The following is a 15,632-nucleotide window of genomic DNA, read 5'->3' as shown; positions in this document are numbered from 1 at the left end:
TCAGGAGGCCCGGCGGGCGCGGTGCAGTTCCGCGTCGGTCAGCGGGGCGTCCGAGCCGGTGAGGTACTGCAGCAGCGTGGAGCGCTCGTCCAGCACCAGGACGCGGCGGGGATCGGCGAAGCGATCCAGGCCCTCCTTGGTGGTGATGCCGAAATCCACACGGGCCGAGGTCTTCTCGGTGGTGTAGGGCACCGCGGTCGCGCCGGTCTTGGCGATGGCCAGGCGGGCGACGATCGATTCCAGCTGCGGGGTGGCGGCAATGGCGACCCGGGTGCCGGGGCGGGCCCCGAGGACCAGCAGCATGCGGGCCATCCGGTTGGACCACCGATCGAGTTCGGCGTAGGTCAGGGCGCAGTCGGCCGCGCTGTAGGCGATCGCCGCCGAATCGGGGCGAGAGATGGTCGCGGTGGCAGCGTGGTGCTCGCTCGCTCGCTGGGGAACGAGGGTGATTGCGGGCGATTCGACCGACTTGCACATCGTTATCATCCTCTCGGAAATGCGACTTTGTGGTGCTGTTGGGGATGTATCCAACTGTCGTCGCATCCGGTTCGATCCGACAGCAACCTCAGTACTGCCGATCACCGCTCCGAGGGTGATGCTTCCCCACCCCCAGGGTGGGTGGAAGCCGCGCTACTCGCGTCTGCCCAGCTCGTCCCTGCTCTCCTCGATCATCGCGATGGAGTCGCGCGGGCTCAGCGCCATGGCCCGCAGCTGGTCGAACATGACCCCGTACCGGCGGACCTCGGGGTGGCCCTCGATCAGTTCGTCGCTGGCGATGCCCTCGACGTAGACCAGCTCCGGATCGGCGGGGTCCGGGAAGTCCAGCAGGGTGAAGGAGCCGAGCATGCCGGGGTGCGCGCCGGCGTCGAAGGGCAGGATCTGCAGGATCACGTTGCGCTTGTTGGTGTGGTCGAGCAGGAGATCGAACTGCTCGCGCATGACCTCCGGCCCGCCGACCAGACGCCGGACCACGGCCTCGTCCAGCACCACCCAGAGTTCGAGCGGGTCGTGTTTGGTCAGCACGTTCGCGCGCTCCTGGCGGGCCTGGATGCGCTGGTTCATGACCTGGTCGGAGATCTTGGGCATGGTGGTCTGGTAGACGGCGTTGGCGTACGACGAGGTCTGCAGCAGGCCGGGCACGTAGCTGGCCTGGAAGAACCGCGCCGAGAGCGCCTCGGCCTCGAAGTTGATGTACGCGCCGTAGACCTCGGAGACCGCGTCCTCGAAGGACCGGGCCATACCGGGTTTGAGCGCATCGACCAGCAACTGCAAGGCATCTGAACGTTGTGGCTCGCCGATTCGGTACAGATCCAGCATCGCGGTCAGGGTGCGGCGCTGTGGCCTGGCCTGTGCCGTTTCGATGCGGTAGAGCGTGGTGACGTTGATACCGGTTTTGCTGCTCACCACCTCTTTGCTGAGGCCGGCTGTCTCCCGCATCTCGTGCAGCATGGCCGCGAGGCGGCGCAGACGGACGGTGAGCACGGTGCGCTTGCCTGCCATGACAAACCCTTTCGCTTCGCGCACTACTTAGAACGCACTGTTGCGTTCTTGCATTTGTAAGAGCATGATTCGGCTAGCCTATTCGTGAACAGCCGATCCGATGACCGGTATAGCTGAAATCCGGAGACCAATCATGTTGGTGCGATTAGTGATCCAAGCGGGCACGTACGGGGAGTTCCGATGACCATGTCCATAGCCGGCGTTCTGCCGACCGCTCCGCAATTGCTCTGTGCATTCCAGGGCAGGCGATTTCAAGATCGAGTTCTGTTGCGTTCGGCGCATGCCCTCGCCGAGCTGCACGAACGCCGCGGACAAGTACGAGATCCGATGTTGGTCACCGAGATCGATTGTCGCCGCGGCGAACTCGTTGACGATATCAACGATTGGGTGGAACAGGAACTGCCGCAGCACCGTAACGGCGCCGCGCTGCACACCGAAAGCCTGGGTGCGGTCGTGGATCGAATGGCCCGGAGCTGGGTCGAAGCGAATCAGGTCATCGATCATGAGGGCGCGGGCAGCGACAATACCCATAAACACTGGTACCACCTGGCCGAGCTGGTGGACGGTTACACTGATCTCGTAATCGACGTGGCCGGTGGCCGGCGTCGTTTGCCGGAACAGTGATTCCGAGCGCACCGCGTCCAATGCACTGACCCGCAACCGTATTGGCGCACACGCAGCAGTGCGATCGGGTCGCTGAGCCAGTGGTGACGTCAACCGGGTCGCGCTATCGGGCCAGTAGCTCACCTGGCTCGCGGACGTCGCCCGCCTCCAGACGGCGGGCGCAACGGGGCGCCCCGCCCGGCGTGCCGCGTGGTCGACTGGCGCGGCACGCCCGTCCGGGATTTCTCTCAGCCTGACACACCCGGCGGAATCGTGGGCGGTAAAAGGCATTTCACATTTGGGTCGATCGAGCTCGGCAGGGGATGACGAGTTCGGTAAGGGGAGCGATGCCGTGCTGTACACCGGACGAACCGCTGGTGATCAGTTGTACGCGCGGGCGGCGGAGGGGTCCTTTCGCATGGATGAGGCGCTGGCCCGGCGCTGTGCCGCCAACTTCCTGCGCTTCGCCGACTCGCTCGATCCGCAGGTCGAGCGGGCTCGGCGATTACAGGGCGCCGGCGGCTTCGGCGGGTTCGACTCCGCGCGGCAATTGCGGCGCGGATTCGACGCCAAGGCCGGTGACTTCGCCGAAACCATCACCGGTCTCCAGGATTCCGCGTTGCGCATGGCGGCGGCGTATCTCCTGGCGGCCGGTCTGATCCGCGACGCGGACGATGCCCACTCCCGCGCGCTGCTGGTGGCGGCCGCGGACCTGGATTTCCCGGGCTGATCCCTCCCCGGGGAAATGGTTGGGCCTAATACCGACCATTCGGTATTAGGCCCAACTTCCATTTTCCCGGAATTGTGTTTCAGTTCGACTGAACGCGACTATTCGCGGGACTCGAAACGAGTCTTTCACTCGCGCGCGGATAGTCACTGTATCCGCGTGCGTCGCGGCCGTAAAGAAACTCGTCGCGCAGTGCCGCCAGCGGTAGTTCGTGCGCGATGCGATGGACCAGATCCGGGTTGGGGATGAAAGCGCGCCCGAAGGAGACGGCGTCGGCGACCCTGCTCTCGAGCACCCGTTCCGCGTCCGCGGCGGTGGTGGGCGTGCGGTTCTCGCCGACGTTGGCGATGAGCGTGCCCCGCCACAGTCCGCGCAGGTCCGCCAGGGCGGCGTAGTCGTCGGCATCAGTCAGATGCAGATAGGCCAGGCCGCGAGTATCCAGCTGGGCCACCAGGTTTCGGTACAGCGGGCCGGGATCGCGCTCGATCATGTCGAACTGCGGGTTGCCGGGGGAGAGGCGGATCGCGGTGCGGTGCGCGCCGATGGCCGCGGTCACCGCGTCCACGACGCGCAACGGCAGCCGTACGCGGTTCTCGATGGACCCGCCGTACTCGTCGGTGCGCAGGTTGGTGTTGTCGGCCAGGAACTGGTGCAGCAGATAGCTGTTCGCGCCGTGCAGCTCCACCCCGTCGAACCCGGCGGCGATGGCGTTGCGGGCCGCGTCGGCGAAATACGTTACCGTGGCGTCGATCTCGGCCGTGGTCAGCGCTTCCGGCACGATGGGGTCCGCCTTGCCTCCGGCGATGAGGTGCACCCGCTCCGGGTCCACGACCGCGGACGCCCCCGCCGGGACGCTCCCGTCGATCCGCGCCAGCGGATGCCCCTTGCGCCCGCCGTGCATGAGCTGGGCGAAGATTCGCCCGCCCGCCGTGTGCACGGCCTCGGTCACCGCCCGCCACGCGCGCACGTGGTCGACGGTCTGCAAACCCGGCACCCACGCCTCGCTCTGCCCGCTGCTGTGCGGCCAGATGCCCTCGCTGACGATCAGTCCCGCGGTGGCGCGCTGGGCGTAGTAGTCGGCGACGTCGGCGGTGGGCGAGCCGTCCGGGTGCGAGCGCAGCCGGGTCATGGGCGACATGATCACCCGGTTGGGCAGGGTCAGGTGTGGTCCGCGGTAGTCGGTCAGCAGCATCATGCCGGTACCGTAGAACCTGACATCAATGTCAGGTGCAAGGAGAACATCGTGCGCATCGGTGAACTGGCGGACCGAACCGGCGTCAGCGTCCGCTCCCTGCGCTACTACGAGTCCCAGGACCTACTGACCTCGACCCGCACCCCCGGCGGTCAGCGCGACTACCTGGATTCGGCCGTGGACCGGGTCCTGCGCATCCAGGAGATGTACGCCGCGGGCCTGCACAGCCGCACGATAGTCAACCTCCTACCCTGCATCCACGACGAGGACGGCACCCCGAACGCGGTGGCCACCCCCTACCTCCTGCACACCCTCACCGAGGAACGCGCCCGCATAGACGCCACGATCAAGGACCTCCACCGCGCCCGCGAGGTCCTGGACGGCGTGATCAACGCCGCCACGGACCCCGGTGATCCGGCCGGCTGAACGGGGTCGTAATCGAAACCGACGAACCCGGCTCCAGTGACTCGGACCCGCGTTGTGCGTGAGCGGGATTCGTGTCGTGACCGCTGGATAGGGTCTGGCGGTGGGCAGATTCTTGAGGGTCTACGTCGTCGATCTGGCGAAGCCGTTGGAGGCTGTCGGACTGGGAGACGGCAAACTGCGGCGGATGACCGAGACGCGATTCGCGAAGGAGTTCGAGCGCGTGGACGGCGACCCGTGCCGCGACGAGGGGGCTCCGACGATGGGCGAGGCAGTGCATGCGGTTATCAACGGTGGTCCCTTCCTCGAGAGGTATTCGTATTGCTACGCGGACGCCTTCGAGAAGATCTGCGCGTTCTTCGCGGAGTTCTCGGACAGTAAGGGCCCGTACCACGGTGCTTGGCTCGCGATGGTGGACGAGCGGCTCGGACAGCTCGGCGTCGATCTGGGTCTGACCGTGTTCGAGTGGATGTATCCCGCGCCGCTGTCGAACGATGAAGGCGGCTATGGCGAATGGAGCCACAGCTATTGCGTCCAGATGTGTGAGCAGTGGGACGCCCTCACCCGGGACCAATTGGCCGTCCTCGATAGCAACACCCGGGAGTGGGCCGAGGCGGCGATCACCTGGGCCAGGGAGGCCGCGGAGTCGCCCGGACGCGGTGTAGCGGGCTTCTTCAGCATCTGAGCCGGCTACCCGGCCAGCAGCTCGGTGAGGTCGGGGACCAGGCGAGTTCCTACAGTCCACGCTTCCACCCGCAGTCGTGTCGGATCCGAGATGTGCATGACCTCGCGGAGTGTGGTGACTGCGCGTCGGGCCGACGCCTCGAAGTCCGGCTTGCGACCGGGGAATGCGACGTCGCAGTACCAGTTGGGGCAGCCCTGTTCGCTGTAGGGCGACCACCCCAGCTCGGCCATGCGGATCTCCTCCGGGGCCGTCATGCGGAACTCCTGATCCAGCCAGGTATTGCTGGAGATCTCGGCGGACAGTTCGTCGTGGGCCACCGCGAACTGCGCGAAGCGATTGCCGGGGGCGTCCATGATGAGGTAGGTCGGCGCGGGCAGACGCCACAGCGTCTGCCCCAGCGCGTCCGCGAGAGCCGCCCAATCCCGGTGCCGGATGGGCCCGGCCACCACGTGGCTCGGCTTCGGCCCGGGGTCCGTGCGGTCGAAGTATCGCGGATTGACGACATCGAGTGCGATGGAACGGGAATCGGCGTGCAGGGATACCAGCGCCCGGGGTGATCGCCAGGTGGTGGCGGCGTCCGGAGCTTGCCCGGACGCCGCGGGCGGGCCGAGCACGTTTCCTATCGCGGCTTGCAACGCCGCGTGCGTCGCCGTGACATCTTCTGCGGCAGCAGCTTCCGCCTCGGCGACGGTGATCGACAGGTATTCCAGCCACAGCCCCGCATCGGACCGGTCGCCGGCGGGGTACGCGCCGTACGACGCCGTGGCCGTGGGCCGGCCCGTGGCCGGATCGGCGATCAGCCGCGCCGACCTGGCGTTCTCCTGGGCGATGGCCCACCCTGTCGCCGCGCACCAGCGCGCCAGGTCTGCGGGCCGCCAGGTCCAGTCGAATTCCGCTGCCGCGGCGGCGATTCGGGCGGCATGGTCGACATCGATCCTCACGCCCGGCATGCTAACCGGACCCACCGTCAGCGCAGGGCCGCGCGGCCTTTCAGGCGGCCCAGGACCACCAGGGCGGCCAGGGTCACCAGGACCAGCAGGGTCGTGCTGGCGGCGGCGTCGAAGACCTCGCCGCGGTCGGTGGCGGCGAAGATGGTGACGGGCAGGGTTTTCCAGGTCGCGGGGTAGACCATGATCGTCGCACCGAGTTCGCCCATCGACAGGGCTATCGCCAGGCCGGCGGCCGCGCCGAGGGCGGGGAGCAGCAGGGGGAGGGTGATGCGGAACAGGACCCGGGCGGGGCCCGCGCCGAGGGACTCGGCGGCCTGGCGGTAGCCGGGGTCCAGGCGGTCCAGGGCGGCGGAGACGCCGCTGAAGGCGTAGGCCAGGACCAGGACCGTATGGGCCACGATCACGATCCATTTGGTGCCGCCGAGCAGCAGCGGGCGCTCGTTGAAGGCGATCAGGACGCCGAGGCCGATCGCCACCGAGGGGATGGCGACGGGCAGGTGGAAGACCGCGTCGGTGACGCGGCGCAGCCACCGCGGGGCCTCGCGGGCGGCCAGGGCCGCCCAGGTCCCGAGGATCAGGGAGATGCCGCCGGCCAGCAGCGCGGTCTGCAGGCTGACCGAAAGGCTCGCCGCCTGTTCACCTTCCAGCGCGCGGCCGAAGTTCGCGAAGCCGAGATCCGAGGGCAGCGGGCCGGTCCAGTGCCCGGCCAGGGCGGCCGCCACCACGGTGGCGATGGGCGCCACGAAGACGACGGCGACCACCAGGGCGAAGAACGCGAGTACCGCGAGTCGCCCGGAACGTGTCCACACCAGCATGATTCAGCTCTCTCCGCGGGTTCCGGTCAGGCGGGCGAACAGCAGCCGGTACCCGAGGTACAGGCTCAGCGACAGCAGCACCTGCACCGAGGCCAGCACCGCCGCGCCCGGCAGATCGAAGGTGACGATGCCGCGCGTGTAGATCAGCGCGGGCAGCGTGATGACCCCCTTGGCGCCGGTGAACAGCACGATCCCGAATTCGTTGAGGGTCAGCAGCAATACGAGACTGCCGCCCGCCGCGAGGGCGGGCCACGCCTCGGGCATGACCACCGAGCGCAGCACGCGCCACGGCGAGGCTCCCAGACTCGCCGCCACGTCGAGCTGTTCCCGCGACAGCTGCGCGAACCCGGCCAGCAGCGGCCGCACCACGAACGGGGTGAAGAAGGTGATCTCGGCCAGGATGATGCCCCACGGCGTGCTCAGGAAGTTCAGCGCCGGTTCCGAACTCCCGGTCAGCTCGCCGATGAGCGCGTTCACCGCGCCCGCCGTGCCGTACAGGAACGTGAACGCCAGCGTCACCAGGAACGAGGGCAGCGTCAGCACGGTGTCGATGAGCCGGCCCACCAGCTGCGATCCCGGAAAAGGAACGAACGCCAGCACGATCGCGAGGAACGTGCCCAGGATCAGGCATCCGATGGTCGAGCAGACCGCGATGGACACGGTGCGCCACAGCGCGTTCCGGAACGAGGACTCGGCCAGCACGCCGGTCCACGTTCCGATCCCGCGCCCGCCGTCCTTCGTCGTCGTCGATTCCCACAGCACCCGGCAGATCGGGTAGGCCGCGATGAGCAGCACCACCAGCACGGGCGGCAGCGTCCAGGCGACCGCGCGCAGCGAGCCCCTGCGCTCTGGGCGCTCCGGAGTCGCAGGAGCGGAGGGTGTTTCGAGTAGCGCGGTCATTCCCGCCTCCTGTCGCGCACGGCCGCCACGGTCGAGAAGAGCTCCGCCCAGCCGTCGCTCGAGGCGGGCCGTAATGCGAACGACTCCGCCGGCGCGACCGGAGGCACGGCGGGCTCTGCCTGCGCGGCCGGGGATGTCGAAGCCTCGGCTCGCCGGGACGGCGCGGCGGGCCCCGCCGCCCCGGTCAGCACCGTCACCTTGCGCCCGGCGAGCCCGAGAACATCTCCGGTCGCCGCGCGAAGTCGTTGCGGCAGCGCGTCACTCATGCCCGCACCTCGGGATCGGCCGTGGCGGCGTCGGTCCCGATGCCCGGCGGAATGAGCACGCCGGCCGGGTCGGGGAAGCGCACGCCCACCTGGTCCCCGGCCACCAGTTCGGTGTGCCCCGGGGTCTCGGCGGTCAGCTCACCGGGAATTCCGGCGACCGACAGGTGCAACCGGGTGACCGCGCCCTTCCAGACCGCGGTGATCACGGTGCCGCGCAACGCGTCCCGCTCGGTGAGCGGCACGATCCGCACCGTGTGCGGCCGCACGCACAGTTGGGCCCGCGCGTCGGGAACCCAGTCGGGTCGCCCCACGCCCGGCAGCGGCGCCTCCGCCCGCAGCGTGTGTTCGCCGACGGTCACCAGCGCCGCGGTTCCCGAGACGTGATTCACGCGGCAGGGCAGCAGATTCGCGCCGCCCAGGAACGCGGCGGTGAATTCGGTGGCCGGCTGCCGCCACAGGTTGTGGGCGGTGTCGATGTCCACCAGCCGTGCGTCGCGCATGACCGCGATCCGGTCGGCCAGGGCCAGCGCCTCGGACTGATCATGGGTCACATACAGCATCGCGGTGTCCGGCAACGCCTTTCGCAACTGCTGCAACTCGCCCAGCATGGATTGGCGCAACTGGGCGTCCAGCGCGGCGAGCGGTTCGTCGAGCAGCAGCACCTTGGGCCGGATGGCCAGCGCGCGGGCGATGGCCACCCGCTGCTGCTGCCCGCCGGAGAGCTCGCGCGGCAGCCGCCCGGCGTACGCGCCCATGCCGACCATCTCCAACGCCTCGCGCACCCGGTCGCCGATCTCCTTGCGCGGCACCCGATGCGCCTTCAGCCCGAAGGCCACGTTCTCGCTCACCCGCATGTGCGGGAACAGCGCGTAGGACTGCACCACCACCCCGATCCCGCGTTTGGCGGGGGACAGATCGGTGACCTCGCGCCCGGCCAGCCGCACCGCGCCCGAGGTCGGCCGGACGAATCCGGCCAGCGCCTTGAGCGCGGTGGACTTGCCGGACCCGCTGGGCCCCAGCAGCGCAACCGTTTCCCCCGCGGCGACGCGCAGGTTGAAATCGGCCAGTGCGACGGTGGTCGTGTGGCCGCGACGGTAGGTGACACCGACCCGGTCGAACACGATGGCCGGCTCGGTGGCGGTGGCCGCCGTCGCCGTGGATGTCGTCAACGCGGAGGACATGGTTGCTGCTCCTGGGCTCTGCGGGATCGAGAACTCAACTACCGGTTGCCTTCTGGTACGCCGCGACATCGGCGTCGAGATCGGTCAGGACCTGATTCCAGTCCGGGCGCACGATCTCCACGTTCTTGACCAGCGCGGCGGGGGAGGGGCCGTTCCCCGCGGCGGGCGCGTCCTTGGCGTCGGTGCGCGCGGAGACCGCGTTGGCCTCGGGCAGGGTCTTCTGCACGTCGGCCGAGAGCAGGAATTCGATGAGCTTCTTGCCCTCGTCGGTGTGCGGGGCGCCCTTGGCCAGGCCCACCAGGTACGGCAGCGCCACGGTGCTGGCCTTGCCGTCGGCGGCGGCCGGGAAGAACACGCTGAACTTGGAGCCCTTCTCCTTCACCGTGGCCAGGTTCATCTGGATGTCGCCGTTGGCGATCAGGATCTCGCCCTTGTCGACCTTGGCCTGCAGCTTGCCGGTGGAGGAGGACGGCCCGACGTTGTTGACCTGCAGCTTGGTCAGGTAGTCCAGCGCGCCCTGCTTGCCGTAGAGCTGCTGCAGCAGGATCAGCACGGCGGTGCCGTCACCGGCCTGGCCGGGGGTGGAGTACTGCAGCTTGCCCTGGAACTCCGGCTTCAGCAGGTCGTCCCAGGTCAGCTTGGCCGCGTCGACCGACGGGTTGGCGATGAAGCACAGGTAGTTGCCCGCCAGGGTCACCCACTTGCCGCCCGCGTCCTTGTCCGCGGCCGGGAACGCGGCGGTGTCCACGCCACTGGGCTGCAGCAGCCCCTGCTTGTCGGCCTTCTGCATGAACGGCGGCAGGGTGACGATCACGTCGGCCTGCGGGTTGGACTGCTCCTTGTCGACCCGGTTGACGACCTCGCCCGAGCCCGCCTCCACCAGGTTGACCGCGATGCCGGTCTGATCCTTGAACTTGGCGAACTGGCTCTTGTACCAGTCGCCGACGCCGTCGGCGGAGTACACGGTGACGGTCTTGCCGTCAGCGGAATCGGTGCCGGTGCCGCCGCATGCGGTCAGGCCGAACGCGAGCGCGGTGGCCGAGGTGAGCACGAGTGCGGTGCGGGCGAGGGTGCGTGCGAGGCGGTTGTTCGTATTACGCACGGTGACTACAACTTTCGGTTCGATGGGAGACGAGTCGAAGGGATGGGGGCAACCCCGCGTCGCGAACGCGGGGAGTCTTCGGGTCAGGCCCGCTGATCCAGCACCAGGCGCGCGAAGTCGGCGACGGAGGGCACCACGTGGGTCGCGCCCGCCGCACGCAGCTGTTCTTCCCCGTGCGCGCCGGTCAGCGTGCCCGCGACGATCCGCGCGCCCGCGGCCAGGCCGGTGGCGATGTCGCTGGTCGTATCGCCCAGTACCGCAACGCGATCCACGGCGTCGATCTCCAGGCGCAGCACCGCGGTGAGAACCATGTCGGGGAACGGGCGGCCGCGCCCGGCATCGGAGGGCGCCAGGGTCAGGTCGGCGATCTCGGTCCAGTCCAGTGCCCGCAGCAGCCGGTCCTGGGTCTCGCGGCTGAATCCGGTGGTGAGCGCGACCCGCACGCCCGCCGCGCGCAGCTCGGCGATGGCCTCGGCGGCGCCGGGAATCGGTGTGACACCGGCTTGTTCGGCGAGTTCGGTGTACGCCGCCTCGAAGGCGCGGTTCGCGGTCTGCGCGAGCTCCTCGTCGCCGAGCAGCGTGCGGAAGCACCAGATCTTGGACTGCCCCATGGTGTCCAGGACGAAGGCGCGCGCCGCCTCGCGTTCGGGGCCCTCGGCCGGGATGCCCGCGGCGGTGACCGCGGCCTCGAAGGCGCGTTCCACCAGACCGTCGTCGGCGACGGTGGTGCCGGCCATGTCCAGTACCGCGAGGTCGATGCGCTTGTCGGACAAGATGATTCCCCTGTCGGGTAGGTGTGGTGGGTGGTTCACAGGTGCAGCAGGTCGGCGGTTTCCTCGCCGAGCGCGGGACCCAGGGTCATGCCGCGCCCGCCCGGGCCGGTGATCACCCAGACGGCGTCGCTCGCCTGCGCGCGGGTCACGATGGCGCCCGGATCGATGGACTGGCTGTACACGCCCGCCCAGCGGCGCACCACCTGCGGCAGCTTGCGGCCCAGCAGTTCCTCGGACACCGAGATCAGGTGTTCGTACGGGGCCTCGTCCACGTCGAAGGCGAACGGTTCGTCGTATTCGTGGGTGTCGCCGATGGTGAGCCCGCCGTGCAGGCGCTGCACCATGAGCAGCTGCATCTTGTGCTGCGCGGCGGTGAACGGTTGTGCCTGTTCGAGATTGAGGCGATCGAGCTCCGCGCCCGCGAAGGCGGGGTAGTAGCGGAAGCTGTCGCCGTCGGCGACGGCGGTGGTCAGCGGCTCGCCGAGCGGCGCGGTCTGCATCATCTGCAACCGGACCCGGCGGACCGGGAGATCGCCGGCGAGTTCGCGGGTCAGCCCGGAGTGCGCGGCGCCGGGGCAGACCAGGACGAGATCGCCCTCGTGCCGGCGGCCGCGGTCGTCGATCACGGTGCTGCCGGTGACGGTGCGCGCCTCGGTGCCCGCGAAGAAGCTGTAGCGCTCGGTGGCCTCCATGTAGCGGCGCAGCGCGGGCAGGGCCTGGCGGGATTCGACCGCGGCGTCGGTCGAACAGTGCAGTCCGGCAAGGAATTTGCCGCGCAGGGCCGGGTTGAGCGCGCGCACCCGATCGGCGTCCAGGAGTTCGAAGCCGCGGTCCGCGGCGCCGGGGTTCGCGACCGCGGCCTCGGCCACCGCCAGTTCGTGTTCGTTGCGGACCAGGGTCATCGATCCGGTGGCGCGGAACCCGACGCCGGGCACCTGGCCGCCGATCTCCTCCCACAGCTGCCGCGAACGCAACGTGATGTCGAGTTCGTTCGCGCTGCGGCCCGAGACCCAGACCAGGCCGAAGTTGCGGACGGTCGCGCCGCGGGCTTCGACCTCGCGTTCCAGGTGCACGACCTCGTGCCCGCGCCGGACGGCGGCGAGCGCATGGGCGGTGCCGAGGATGCCGCCGCCGATAATCACCAATCGCATGGGCTCATGGTGGCCAATGGTCTAGACCTAGGAGTGTTTCGTGGGATAACGCTGGGTAAACAATTGGTATAGACCAATAGTCTGTATGCTGGGGGCATGGACACAACCGAGGTTGCCGGGGTGGGCGGCCGGCGGTCCGGGGGCCGTGCGAGCGATGAAACGGCATCCGGCGCAGCGTCTTCCGCCGCCGAGGCGCGTTTGCCCAAGTCGTACCGGGTGCGGACCGAGCTCGAATCGCTGCTGGGGGAACTGGGCGAAGGGGATCCGCTGCCGTCGGAGCGCGATCTGGCGCTGCGCTGCGGGGTGGCGCGCGAGACCGTGCGCCAGGCGGTGCGGGAACTGCTGGTGGAGGGGCGCATTCGCCGTCAGGGCCGGGGCACGGTGGTCTCGCGCCCGAAAATGGTGCAGCCCCTGTCGCTGCGGTCCTACACCGAGGGCGCGCTGGCGTTCGGGCGCACGCCCGGCCGTGTGCTGATCGGCTGGACCGACGAGCCCGCCGATCCCGATACCGCCGCCGCCCTGGGCATCGCGCCGGGCACGCCGGTCATGCATCTGGAGCGCGTCCTGCTCGCCGACGGGGAACGCATCGGCCTGGAGTCGACCTTCATGCCGCTGCCGCGGTTCGCCGGGCTGCGCGCCACCTACGACCCGCAGACCTCGCTCTACGCGGCCACGCGGGGCATGGGCGTCGTCTACGCCAGTGCTACCGAACGCATTCAGACCGTGCTGGCCTCCCCGCGCGAGGCCGCGCTGCTGGAATGCACCACCGCCCTGCCGATGCTGCTGCTCAACCGGCGCAGCGTCGATGCCGCGGGCGTCGCCATCGAGCATGTGCGCTCGCTCTATCGCGGGGACCGCATCGCGTTCCAGGCGACCCTCACCGACTGATGCGCGGCGGCGCGTTCGCCACCCCCGGATTCGCCGTGATGTGAGTCCGGGTTCGCGGCCGATCTCGGGCCGGCGGCGCGGGTGCGTCAATCGTTATGCCTGGTCCCGGGGCCGCGCCGTGTCGGTCGTGGCACGGATTCGTAAGCGAGGCTAACCTCGAGATCGGGACAATTACGGCGCTCACTCACCGGCGCGGGGGCGTCCGGAGTTGTTGTTCCCACCTGCCTTTTTCGGGTTTGGGTTTGAAAGGTACTGAAGAACAACGAGTTTGGAGATCCACCGTGACGATGAGAACCGCGCCGACGGCTGCCCTGAATCTACGCGGAAACACCCTGCCCGCCACCAATGCGGCCGCACAACCCGGTTCGATGTGGTGGAACGCGCTGTCGGTGCTGGTGACCCGCCCGATCGCGCCGAACCGCATCGCGACCACGCCGCACCTCGTGGTGCCCGCGGAGTACGGCCGCTTGAACTTTCTGCTCTCCTCCTATGACATCGAGTCCGAGCAGCTCGCTCACGATCGCCGGGTGGTGATCCAGGCGGGCGACTGGCGCGGCAGACCCGCGATCGGCAGTCGTCAGCACTACGGGGTCGTGCAGATCGTCCGTGATGATCACTGGGCCGCCCACCTGAACGAAACGGTTCGCACGAAGCACGGCTTCCGCTCGGCCCTGGCCCGGTTGGGCCACCGCTTCTCGCACGGCACCGCGCCCTACGGCGACCTGGTGGCCACGATCCATCTCCAGCCGCACCCGCCCCGCATGCTCGCCCCGTAGCCTCGCGCGTCCAATGACGCTCTGCCGCGCCAACTCCCGCGTCGGTGCGGACTTTTGTCGGCCCGATTGCGTACGGTGCCGGTACCGACGAAAGGATGCTGATGGGTACCTGGGACACCGGCCCGTTCGACAACGACAGCGCCGCCGACTGGTGCGGCGCGCTCCACGACGCCGACCCGGCGCTGCGCCCGGAATTGGTGCGCCACGCCCTGACGGTGACCGCCGAGACCACCGGCTACCTCGACGACCACGAGGCCTGCGCGGCCGTGGCCGCCGCCGCGATCGTGGCCTCGACCCTCCCCGGCGGCACGCCGATAACCTCCCACTACGCCCCGGCGTTCCTGGCCGAAGGCGGCACGATCGCCTTCTCCGAAGACTTTGCGCCGCTGGCGGTCCGGGCCCTGACCCGCGTGGTCGGCGAGAACTCGGAATGGTTCGACCTCTGGACCGAGGACGGCGCCGACAGCCCCGACGAGGCCTTCGCTGCCATAGCCGACCTCCGCAAGGTCCTCCTGCCCGCCACGGTGGACAAGGACCAGCAGGCTCTCCCGCTGTAGACCGGCGCTGCCCATGCCCGGGCGGATGCTCGGCCGGGCACGGGAATCGGTGCGACGCGAGTCGCTCGGGCGGTCCGGGGCGCGGGCGGGAACTTCCACCGGCATAGCGGACTTTTCGGTCTGATCCGGTGCGGGGCCGATCGCAATCCCCGGTTCCGGGGGATCGGGCCGGTAGATTCCGGGCATCGGTCATAGCGGCCGGGTATCGGTGGAGATGGAAGGCGGGTTCTCGTGTTTCGTCGGATCGTCGCGGTCGGCATCGCCGCCGCCGCACTGTCGCTGGCCGGGTCGGTGCAGGCGCAGGCCTATGCGCCGCAGGACGAGTTGCGGCTGCTGCTGATGGGTGACCAGGGTCAGTCCGATGCGTTCAAGCAGCTCTCGATCAAGCTGGGGCGCAAGACCTGTGCGGACATCGATCGCAACCCGGGCCGCAAGGGCGTGCTGATCGCCTTCGACCGCCTGCATCCCGGGACCAACGTGGGCATCAACGGCATGACCGCCACCGAGATCGACATCATGACCTACTGTCCGAATCACCTGCTCACCCCCTGATGTAACCCGCCCCTCGGGGAGCCCGCCCCGGCGGGCTTCCGACCTCGGCGCCACCCCGCTGCACAGCAGCGCCGGGCGATGGATCAGAACCGACGAATCGGAGTGCACCCCATGCGGATCAACCTGACCAGTGTTTTCGTCGACGATCAGTTGCGGGCGCTCACCTTCTACACCGAGATCCTGGGCTTCCAGGTCAAACATCAGGTTCCGATCGGCGCGGACTGGTGGCTCACCGTGGTCTCCCCGGAACAGCCGGACGGCGTCGAACTGCTCCTCGAGCCGTCCGGTCACCCCGCCGTCAAGCCGTACCGTGACGCGCTGCTCGCGGACGGAATCCCGCTGGCCTCCTTCGCCGTCGACGACGTGCGCGCGGAGTACGAACGCCTGCGCGGGCTCGGCGTCCGCTTCACGCAGGAACCCGCCGAGATGGGCGGGGTCACCACGGCGGTGCTGGATGACACCTGCGGCAACCTCATTCAGATCATGCAGACGAACCGGTGAACGCTGCCCGGTAGCCGAGTGGGCCTGTCCGCTATGTCGGACATCCGCGAAGTCGCCGCGTGGGATACCGGAAACCGGGCCGCTGCCGGG

The 15,632-nt window shown here is 69.0% G+C and carries 20 protein-coding genes; 9 read left to right on the top strand and 11 right to left on the bottom strand.

Features of this window, described 5'->3' with window-relative positions; translation table 11 throughout:
- On the bottom strand, positions 1 to 477 hold the full coding sequence (locus ACFVBH_RS09125; protein ID WP_354989965.1) for an AMP-binding protein: 477 nt from the start codon (positions 475 to 477) through the stop codon (positions 1 to 3).
- A 153-nt stretch (positions 478 to 630) separates the two neighbouring features.
- Positions 631 to 1,500 (bottom strand): helix-turn-helix transcriptional regulator, encoded by an 870-nt coding sequence (locus ACFVBH_RS09120; RefSeq protein WP_354989966.1) that lies wholly within the window; start codon positions 1,498 to 1,500, stop codon positions 631 to 633.
- Positions 1,501 to 1,764: 264 nt separating this feature from the next.
- Here ACFVBH_RS09120 and ACFVBH_RS09115 point away from each other — a divergent pair, with 264 nt between their 5' ends.
- Together ACFVBH_RS09115 and ACFVBH_RS09110 are read left to right on the top strand one after the other, a co-directional pair.
- The gene (locus tag ACFVBH_RS09115) at positions 1,765 to 2,124 is read left to right on the top strand and encodes a DUF4254 domain-containing protein (protein ID WP_354989989.1); all 360 of its coding nucleotides are present in this window, start codon (positions 1,765 to 1,767) and stop codon (positions 2,122 to 2,124) included.
- Positions 2,125 to 2,521: 397 nt separating this feature from the next.
- Positions 2,522 to 2,833, top strand: a complete 312-nt coding sequence (locus tag ACFVBH_RS09110) for a hypothetical protein (RefSeq protein ID WP_354989967.1) — start codon at positions 2,522 to 2,524, stop codon at positions 2,831 to 2,833.
- Positions 2,834 to 2,912: 79 nt separating this feature from the next.
- Here the strand turns inward: ACFVBH_RS09110 and ACFVBH_RS09105 are convergent, their stop codons facing one another.
- Positions 2,913 to 4,025, bottom strand: a complete 1,113-nt coding sequence (locus ACFVBH_RS09105; RefSeq protein WP_379000986.1) for an alkene reductase — start codon at positions 4,023 to 4,025, stop codon at positions 2,913 to 2,915.
- Between the two features lie 48 nt (positions 4,026 to 4,073).
- Here ACFVBH_RS09105 and ACFVBH_RS09100 point away from each other — a divergent pair, with 48 nt between their 5' ends.
- Together ACFVBH_RS09100 and ACFVBH_RS09095 are read left to right on the top strand one after the other, a co-directional pair.
- Positions 4,074 to 4,448: a MerR family transcriptional regulator gene (locus ACFVBH_RS09100; protein WP_379000985.1), complete on the top strand. Its 375-nt coding sequence runs from the start codon at positions 4,074 to 4,076 to the stop codon at positions 4,446 to 4,448.
- 100 nt (positions 4,449 to 4,548) lie between these two features.
- Positions 4,549 to 5,130, top strand: coding sequence for a hypothetical protein (locus ACFVBH_RS09095; RefSeq protein WP_379000984.1), 582 nt, complete (start codon positions 4,549 to 4,551; stop codon positions 5,128 to 5,130).
- A 5-nt stretch (positions 5,131 to 5,135) separates the two neighbouring features.
- Here ACFVBH_RS09095 and ACFVBH_RS09090 read toward each other — a convergent pair whose 3' ends face one another.
- From ACFVBH_RS09090 to ACFVBH_RS09055, 8 genes are all read right to left on the bottom strand, one after another.
- On the bottom strand, positions 5,136 to 6,071 hold the full coding sequence (locus ACFVBH_RS09090) for a DUF6301 family protein (protein WP_379000983.1): 936 nt from the start codon (positions 6,069 to 6,071) through the stop codon (positions 5,136 to 5,138).
- A 26-nt stretch (positions 6,072 to 6,097) separates the two neighbouring features.
- Entirely contained in the window at positions 6,098 to 6,895 is a 798-nt protein-coding gene (locus ACFVBH_RS09085) for an ABC transporter permease (RefSeq protein ID WP_379000982.1), read from the bottom strand.
- A gap of 3 nt (positions 6,896 to 6,898) precedes the next feature.
- Positions 6,899 to 7,795 carry a 2-aminoethylphosphonate ABC transporter permease subunit gene (locus ACFVBH_RS09080; protein WP_379000980.1) on the bottom strand — a complete coding sequence of 299 codons (897 nt, stop codon included), beginning with the start codon at positions 7,793 to 7,795 and terminating at the stop codon, positions 6,899 to 6,901.
- Complete coding sequence (locus ACFVBH_RS09075) at positions 7,792 to 8,061, bottom strand: hypothetical protein (protein WP_379000979.1); 270 nt, start codon at positions 8,059 to 8,061, stop codon at positions 7,792 to 7,794. The genes ACFVBH_RS09080 and ACFVBH_RS09075 overlap by 4 nt, the downstream gene beginning before the upstream one ends.
- A complete protein-coding gene (locus tag ACFVBH_RS09070) occupies positions 8,058 to 9,242 on the bottom strand; it encodes an ABC transporter ATP-binding protein (RefSeq protein WP_379000978.1) in 1,185 nt (394 codons plus the stop codon). The genes ACFVBH_RS09075 and ACFVBH_RS09070 overlap by 4 nt, the downstream gene beginning before the upstream one ends.
- Positions 9,243 to 9,276: 34 nt before the next feature.
- Positions 9,277 to 10,344: a 2-aminoethylphosphonate ABC transporter substrate-binding protein gene (locus ACFVBH_RS09065; protein ID WP_379000977.1), complete on the bottom strand. Its 1,068-nt coding sequence runs from the start codon at positions 10,342 to 10,344 to the stop codon at positions 9,277 to 9,279.
- Positions 10,345 to 10,427: 83 nt separating this feature from the next.
- Positions 10,428 to 11,081, bottom strand: coding sequence for a phosphonatase-like hydrolase (locus ACFVBH_RS09060; RefSeq protein WP_379001666.1), 654 nt, complete (start codon positions 11,079 to 11,081; stop codon positions 10,428 to 10,430).
- A 71-nt stretch (positions 11,082 to 11,152) separates the two neighbouring features.
- Positions 11,153 to 12,268 carry a TIGR03364 family FAD-dependent oxidoreductase gene (locus tag ACFVBH_RS09055; RefSeq protein ID WP_379000976.1) on the bottom strand — a complete coding sequence of 372 codons (1,116 nt, stop codon included), beginning with the start codon at positions 12,266 to 12,268 and terminating at the stop codon, positions 11,153 to 11,155.
- Between the two features lie 96 nt (positions 12,269 to 12,364).
- Between ACFVBH_RS09055 and ACFVBH_RS09050 the strand changes: the two genes are divergently transcribed.
- The 5 genes from ACFVBH_RS09050 (at position 12,365) to ACFVBH_RS09030 (ending at position 15,542) form a co-directional block, all read left to right on the top strand.
- Positions 12,365 to 13,156: a GntR family transcriptional regulator gene (locus tag ACFVBH_RS09050; RefSeq protein WP_354989979.1), complete on the top strand. Its 792-nt coding sequence runs from the start codon at positions 12,365 to 12,367 to the stop codon at positions 13,154 to 13,156.
- Positions 13,157 to 13,437: 281 nt separating this feature from the next.
- Positions 13,438 to 13,932, top strand: coding sequence for a hypothetical protein (locus tag ACFVBH_RS09045; RefSeq protein ID WP_354989980.1), 495 nt, complete (start codon positions 13,438 to 13,440; stop codon positions 13,930 to 13,932).
- A gap of 101 nt (positions 13,933 to 14,033) precedes the next feature.
- Entirely contained in the window at positions 14,034 to 14,489 is a 456-nt protein-coding gene (locus tag ACFVBH_RS09040; protein ID WP_379000975.1) for a DUF4259 domain-containing protein, read from the top strand.
- 231 nt (positions 14,490 to 14,720) lie between these two features.
- The gene (locus tag ACFVBH_RS09035) at positions 14,721 to 15,041 is read left to right on the top strand and encodes a hypothetical protein (protein WP_354989982.1); all 321 of its coding nucleotides are present in this window, start codon (positions 14,721 to 14,723) and stop codon (positions 15,039 to 15,041) included.
- Between the two features lie 111 nt (positions 15,042 to 15,152).
- Positions 15,153 to 15,542, top strand: coding sequence for a VOC family protein (locus tag ACFVBH_RS09030; protein WP_379000974.1), 390 nt, complete (start codon positions 15,153 to 15,155; stop codon positions 15,540 to 15,542).
- The last annotated feature ends 90 nt before the right edge of the window (positions 15,543 to 15,632 follow it).

It is taken from the genome of Nocardia sp. NPDC057668, from assembly GCF_042799795.1.
Lineage (GTDB): Bacteria > Actinomycetota > Actinomycetes > Mycobacteriales > Mycobacteriaceae > Nocardia.
The sequence above is the reverse complement of the archived record's forward strand: the minus strand, read 5'-3'. Positions and strand labels throughout refer to the sequence as shown.

Excerpts from the sequence above, each read along its gene's own strand:
- ACFVBH_RS09120 (WP_354989966.1), bottom strand. The coding sequence starts at position 1,500 with ATGGCAGGCAAGCGCACCGTGCTCACCGTCCGTCTGCGCCGCCTCGCG.
- ACFVBH_RS09080 (WP_379000980.1), bottom strand. The coding sequence starts at position 7,795 with ATGACCGCGCTACTCGAAACACCCTCCGCTCCTGCGACTCCGGAGCGC.
- ACFVBH_RS09125 (WP_354989965.1), bottom strand. The coding sequence starts at position 477 with ATGTGCAAGTCGGTCGAATCGCCCGCAATCACCCTCGTTCCCCAGCGA.
- ACFVBH_RS09055 (WP_379000976.1), bottom strand. The coding sequence starts at position 12,268 with ATGCGATTGGTGATTATCGGCGGCGGCATCCTCGGCACCGCCCATGCG.
- ACFVBH_RS09085 (WP_379000982.1), bottom strand. The coding sequence starts at position 6,895 with ATGCTGGTGTGGACACGTTCCGGGCGACTCGCGGTACTCGCGTTCTTC.
- ACFVBH_RS09050 (WP_354989979.1), top strand. The coding sequence starts at position 12,365 with ATGGACACAACCGAGGTTGCCGGGGTGGGCGGCCGGCGGTCCGGGGGC.
- ACFVBH_RS09105 (WP_379000986.1), bottom strand. The coding sequence starts at position 4,025 with ATGATGCTGCTGACCGACTACCGCGGACCACACCTGACCCTGCCCAAC.
- ACFVBH_RS09075 (WP_379000979.1), bottom strand. The coding sequence starts at position 8,061 with ATGAGTGACGCGCTGCCGCAACGACTTCGCGCGGCGACCGGAGATGTT.
- ACFVBH_RS09040 (WP_379000975.1), top strand. The coding sequence starts at position 14,034 with ATGGGTACCTGGGACACCGGCCCGTTCGACAACGACAGCGCCGCCGAC.
- ACFVBH_RS09030 (WP_379000974.1), top strand. The coding sequence starts at position 15,153 with ATGCGGATCAACCTGACCAGTGTTTTCGTCGACGATCAGTTGCGGGCG.
- ACFVBH_RS09060 (WP_379001666.1), bottom strand. The coding sequence starts at position 11,081 with ATGGCCGGCACCACCGTCGCCGACGACGGTCTGGTGGAACGCGCCTTC.
- ACFVBH_RS09110 (WP_354989967.1), top strand. The coding sequence starts at position 2,522 with ATGGATGAGGCGCTGGCCCGGCGCTGTGCCGCCAACTTCCTGCGCTTC.
- ACFVBH_RS09070 (WP_379000978.1), bottom strand. The coding sequence starts at position 9,242 with ATGTCCTCCGCGTTGACGACATCCACGGCGACGGCGGCCACCGCCACC.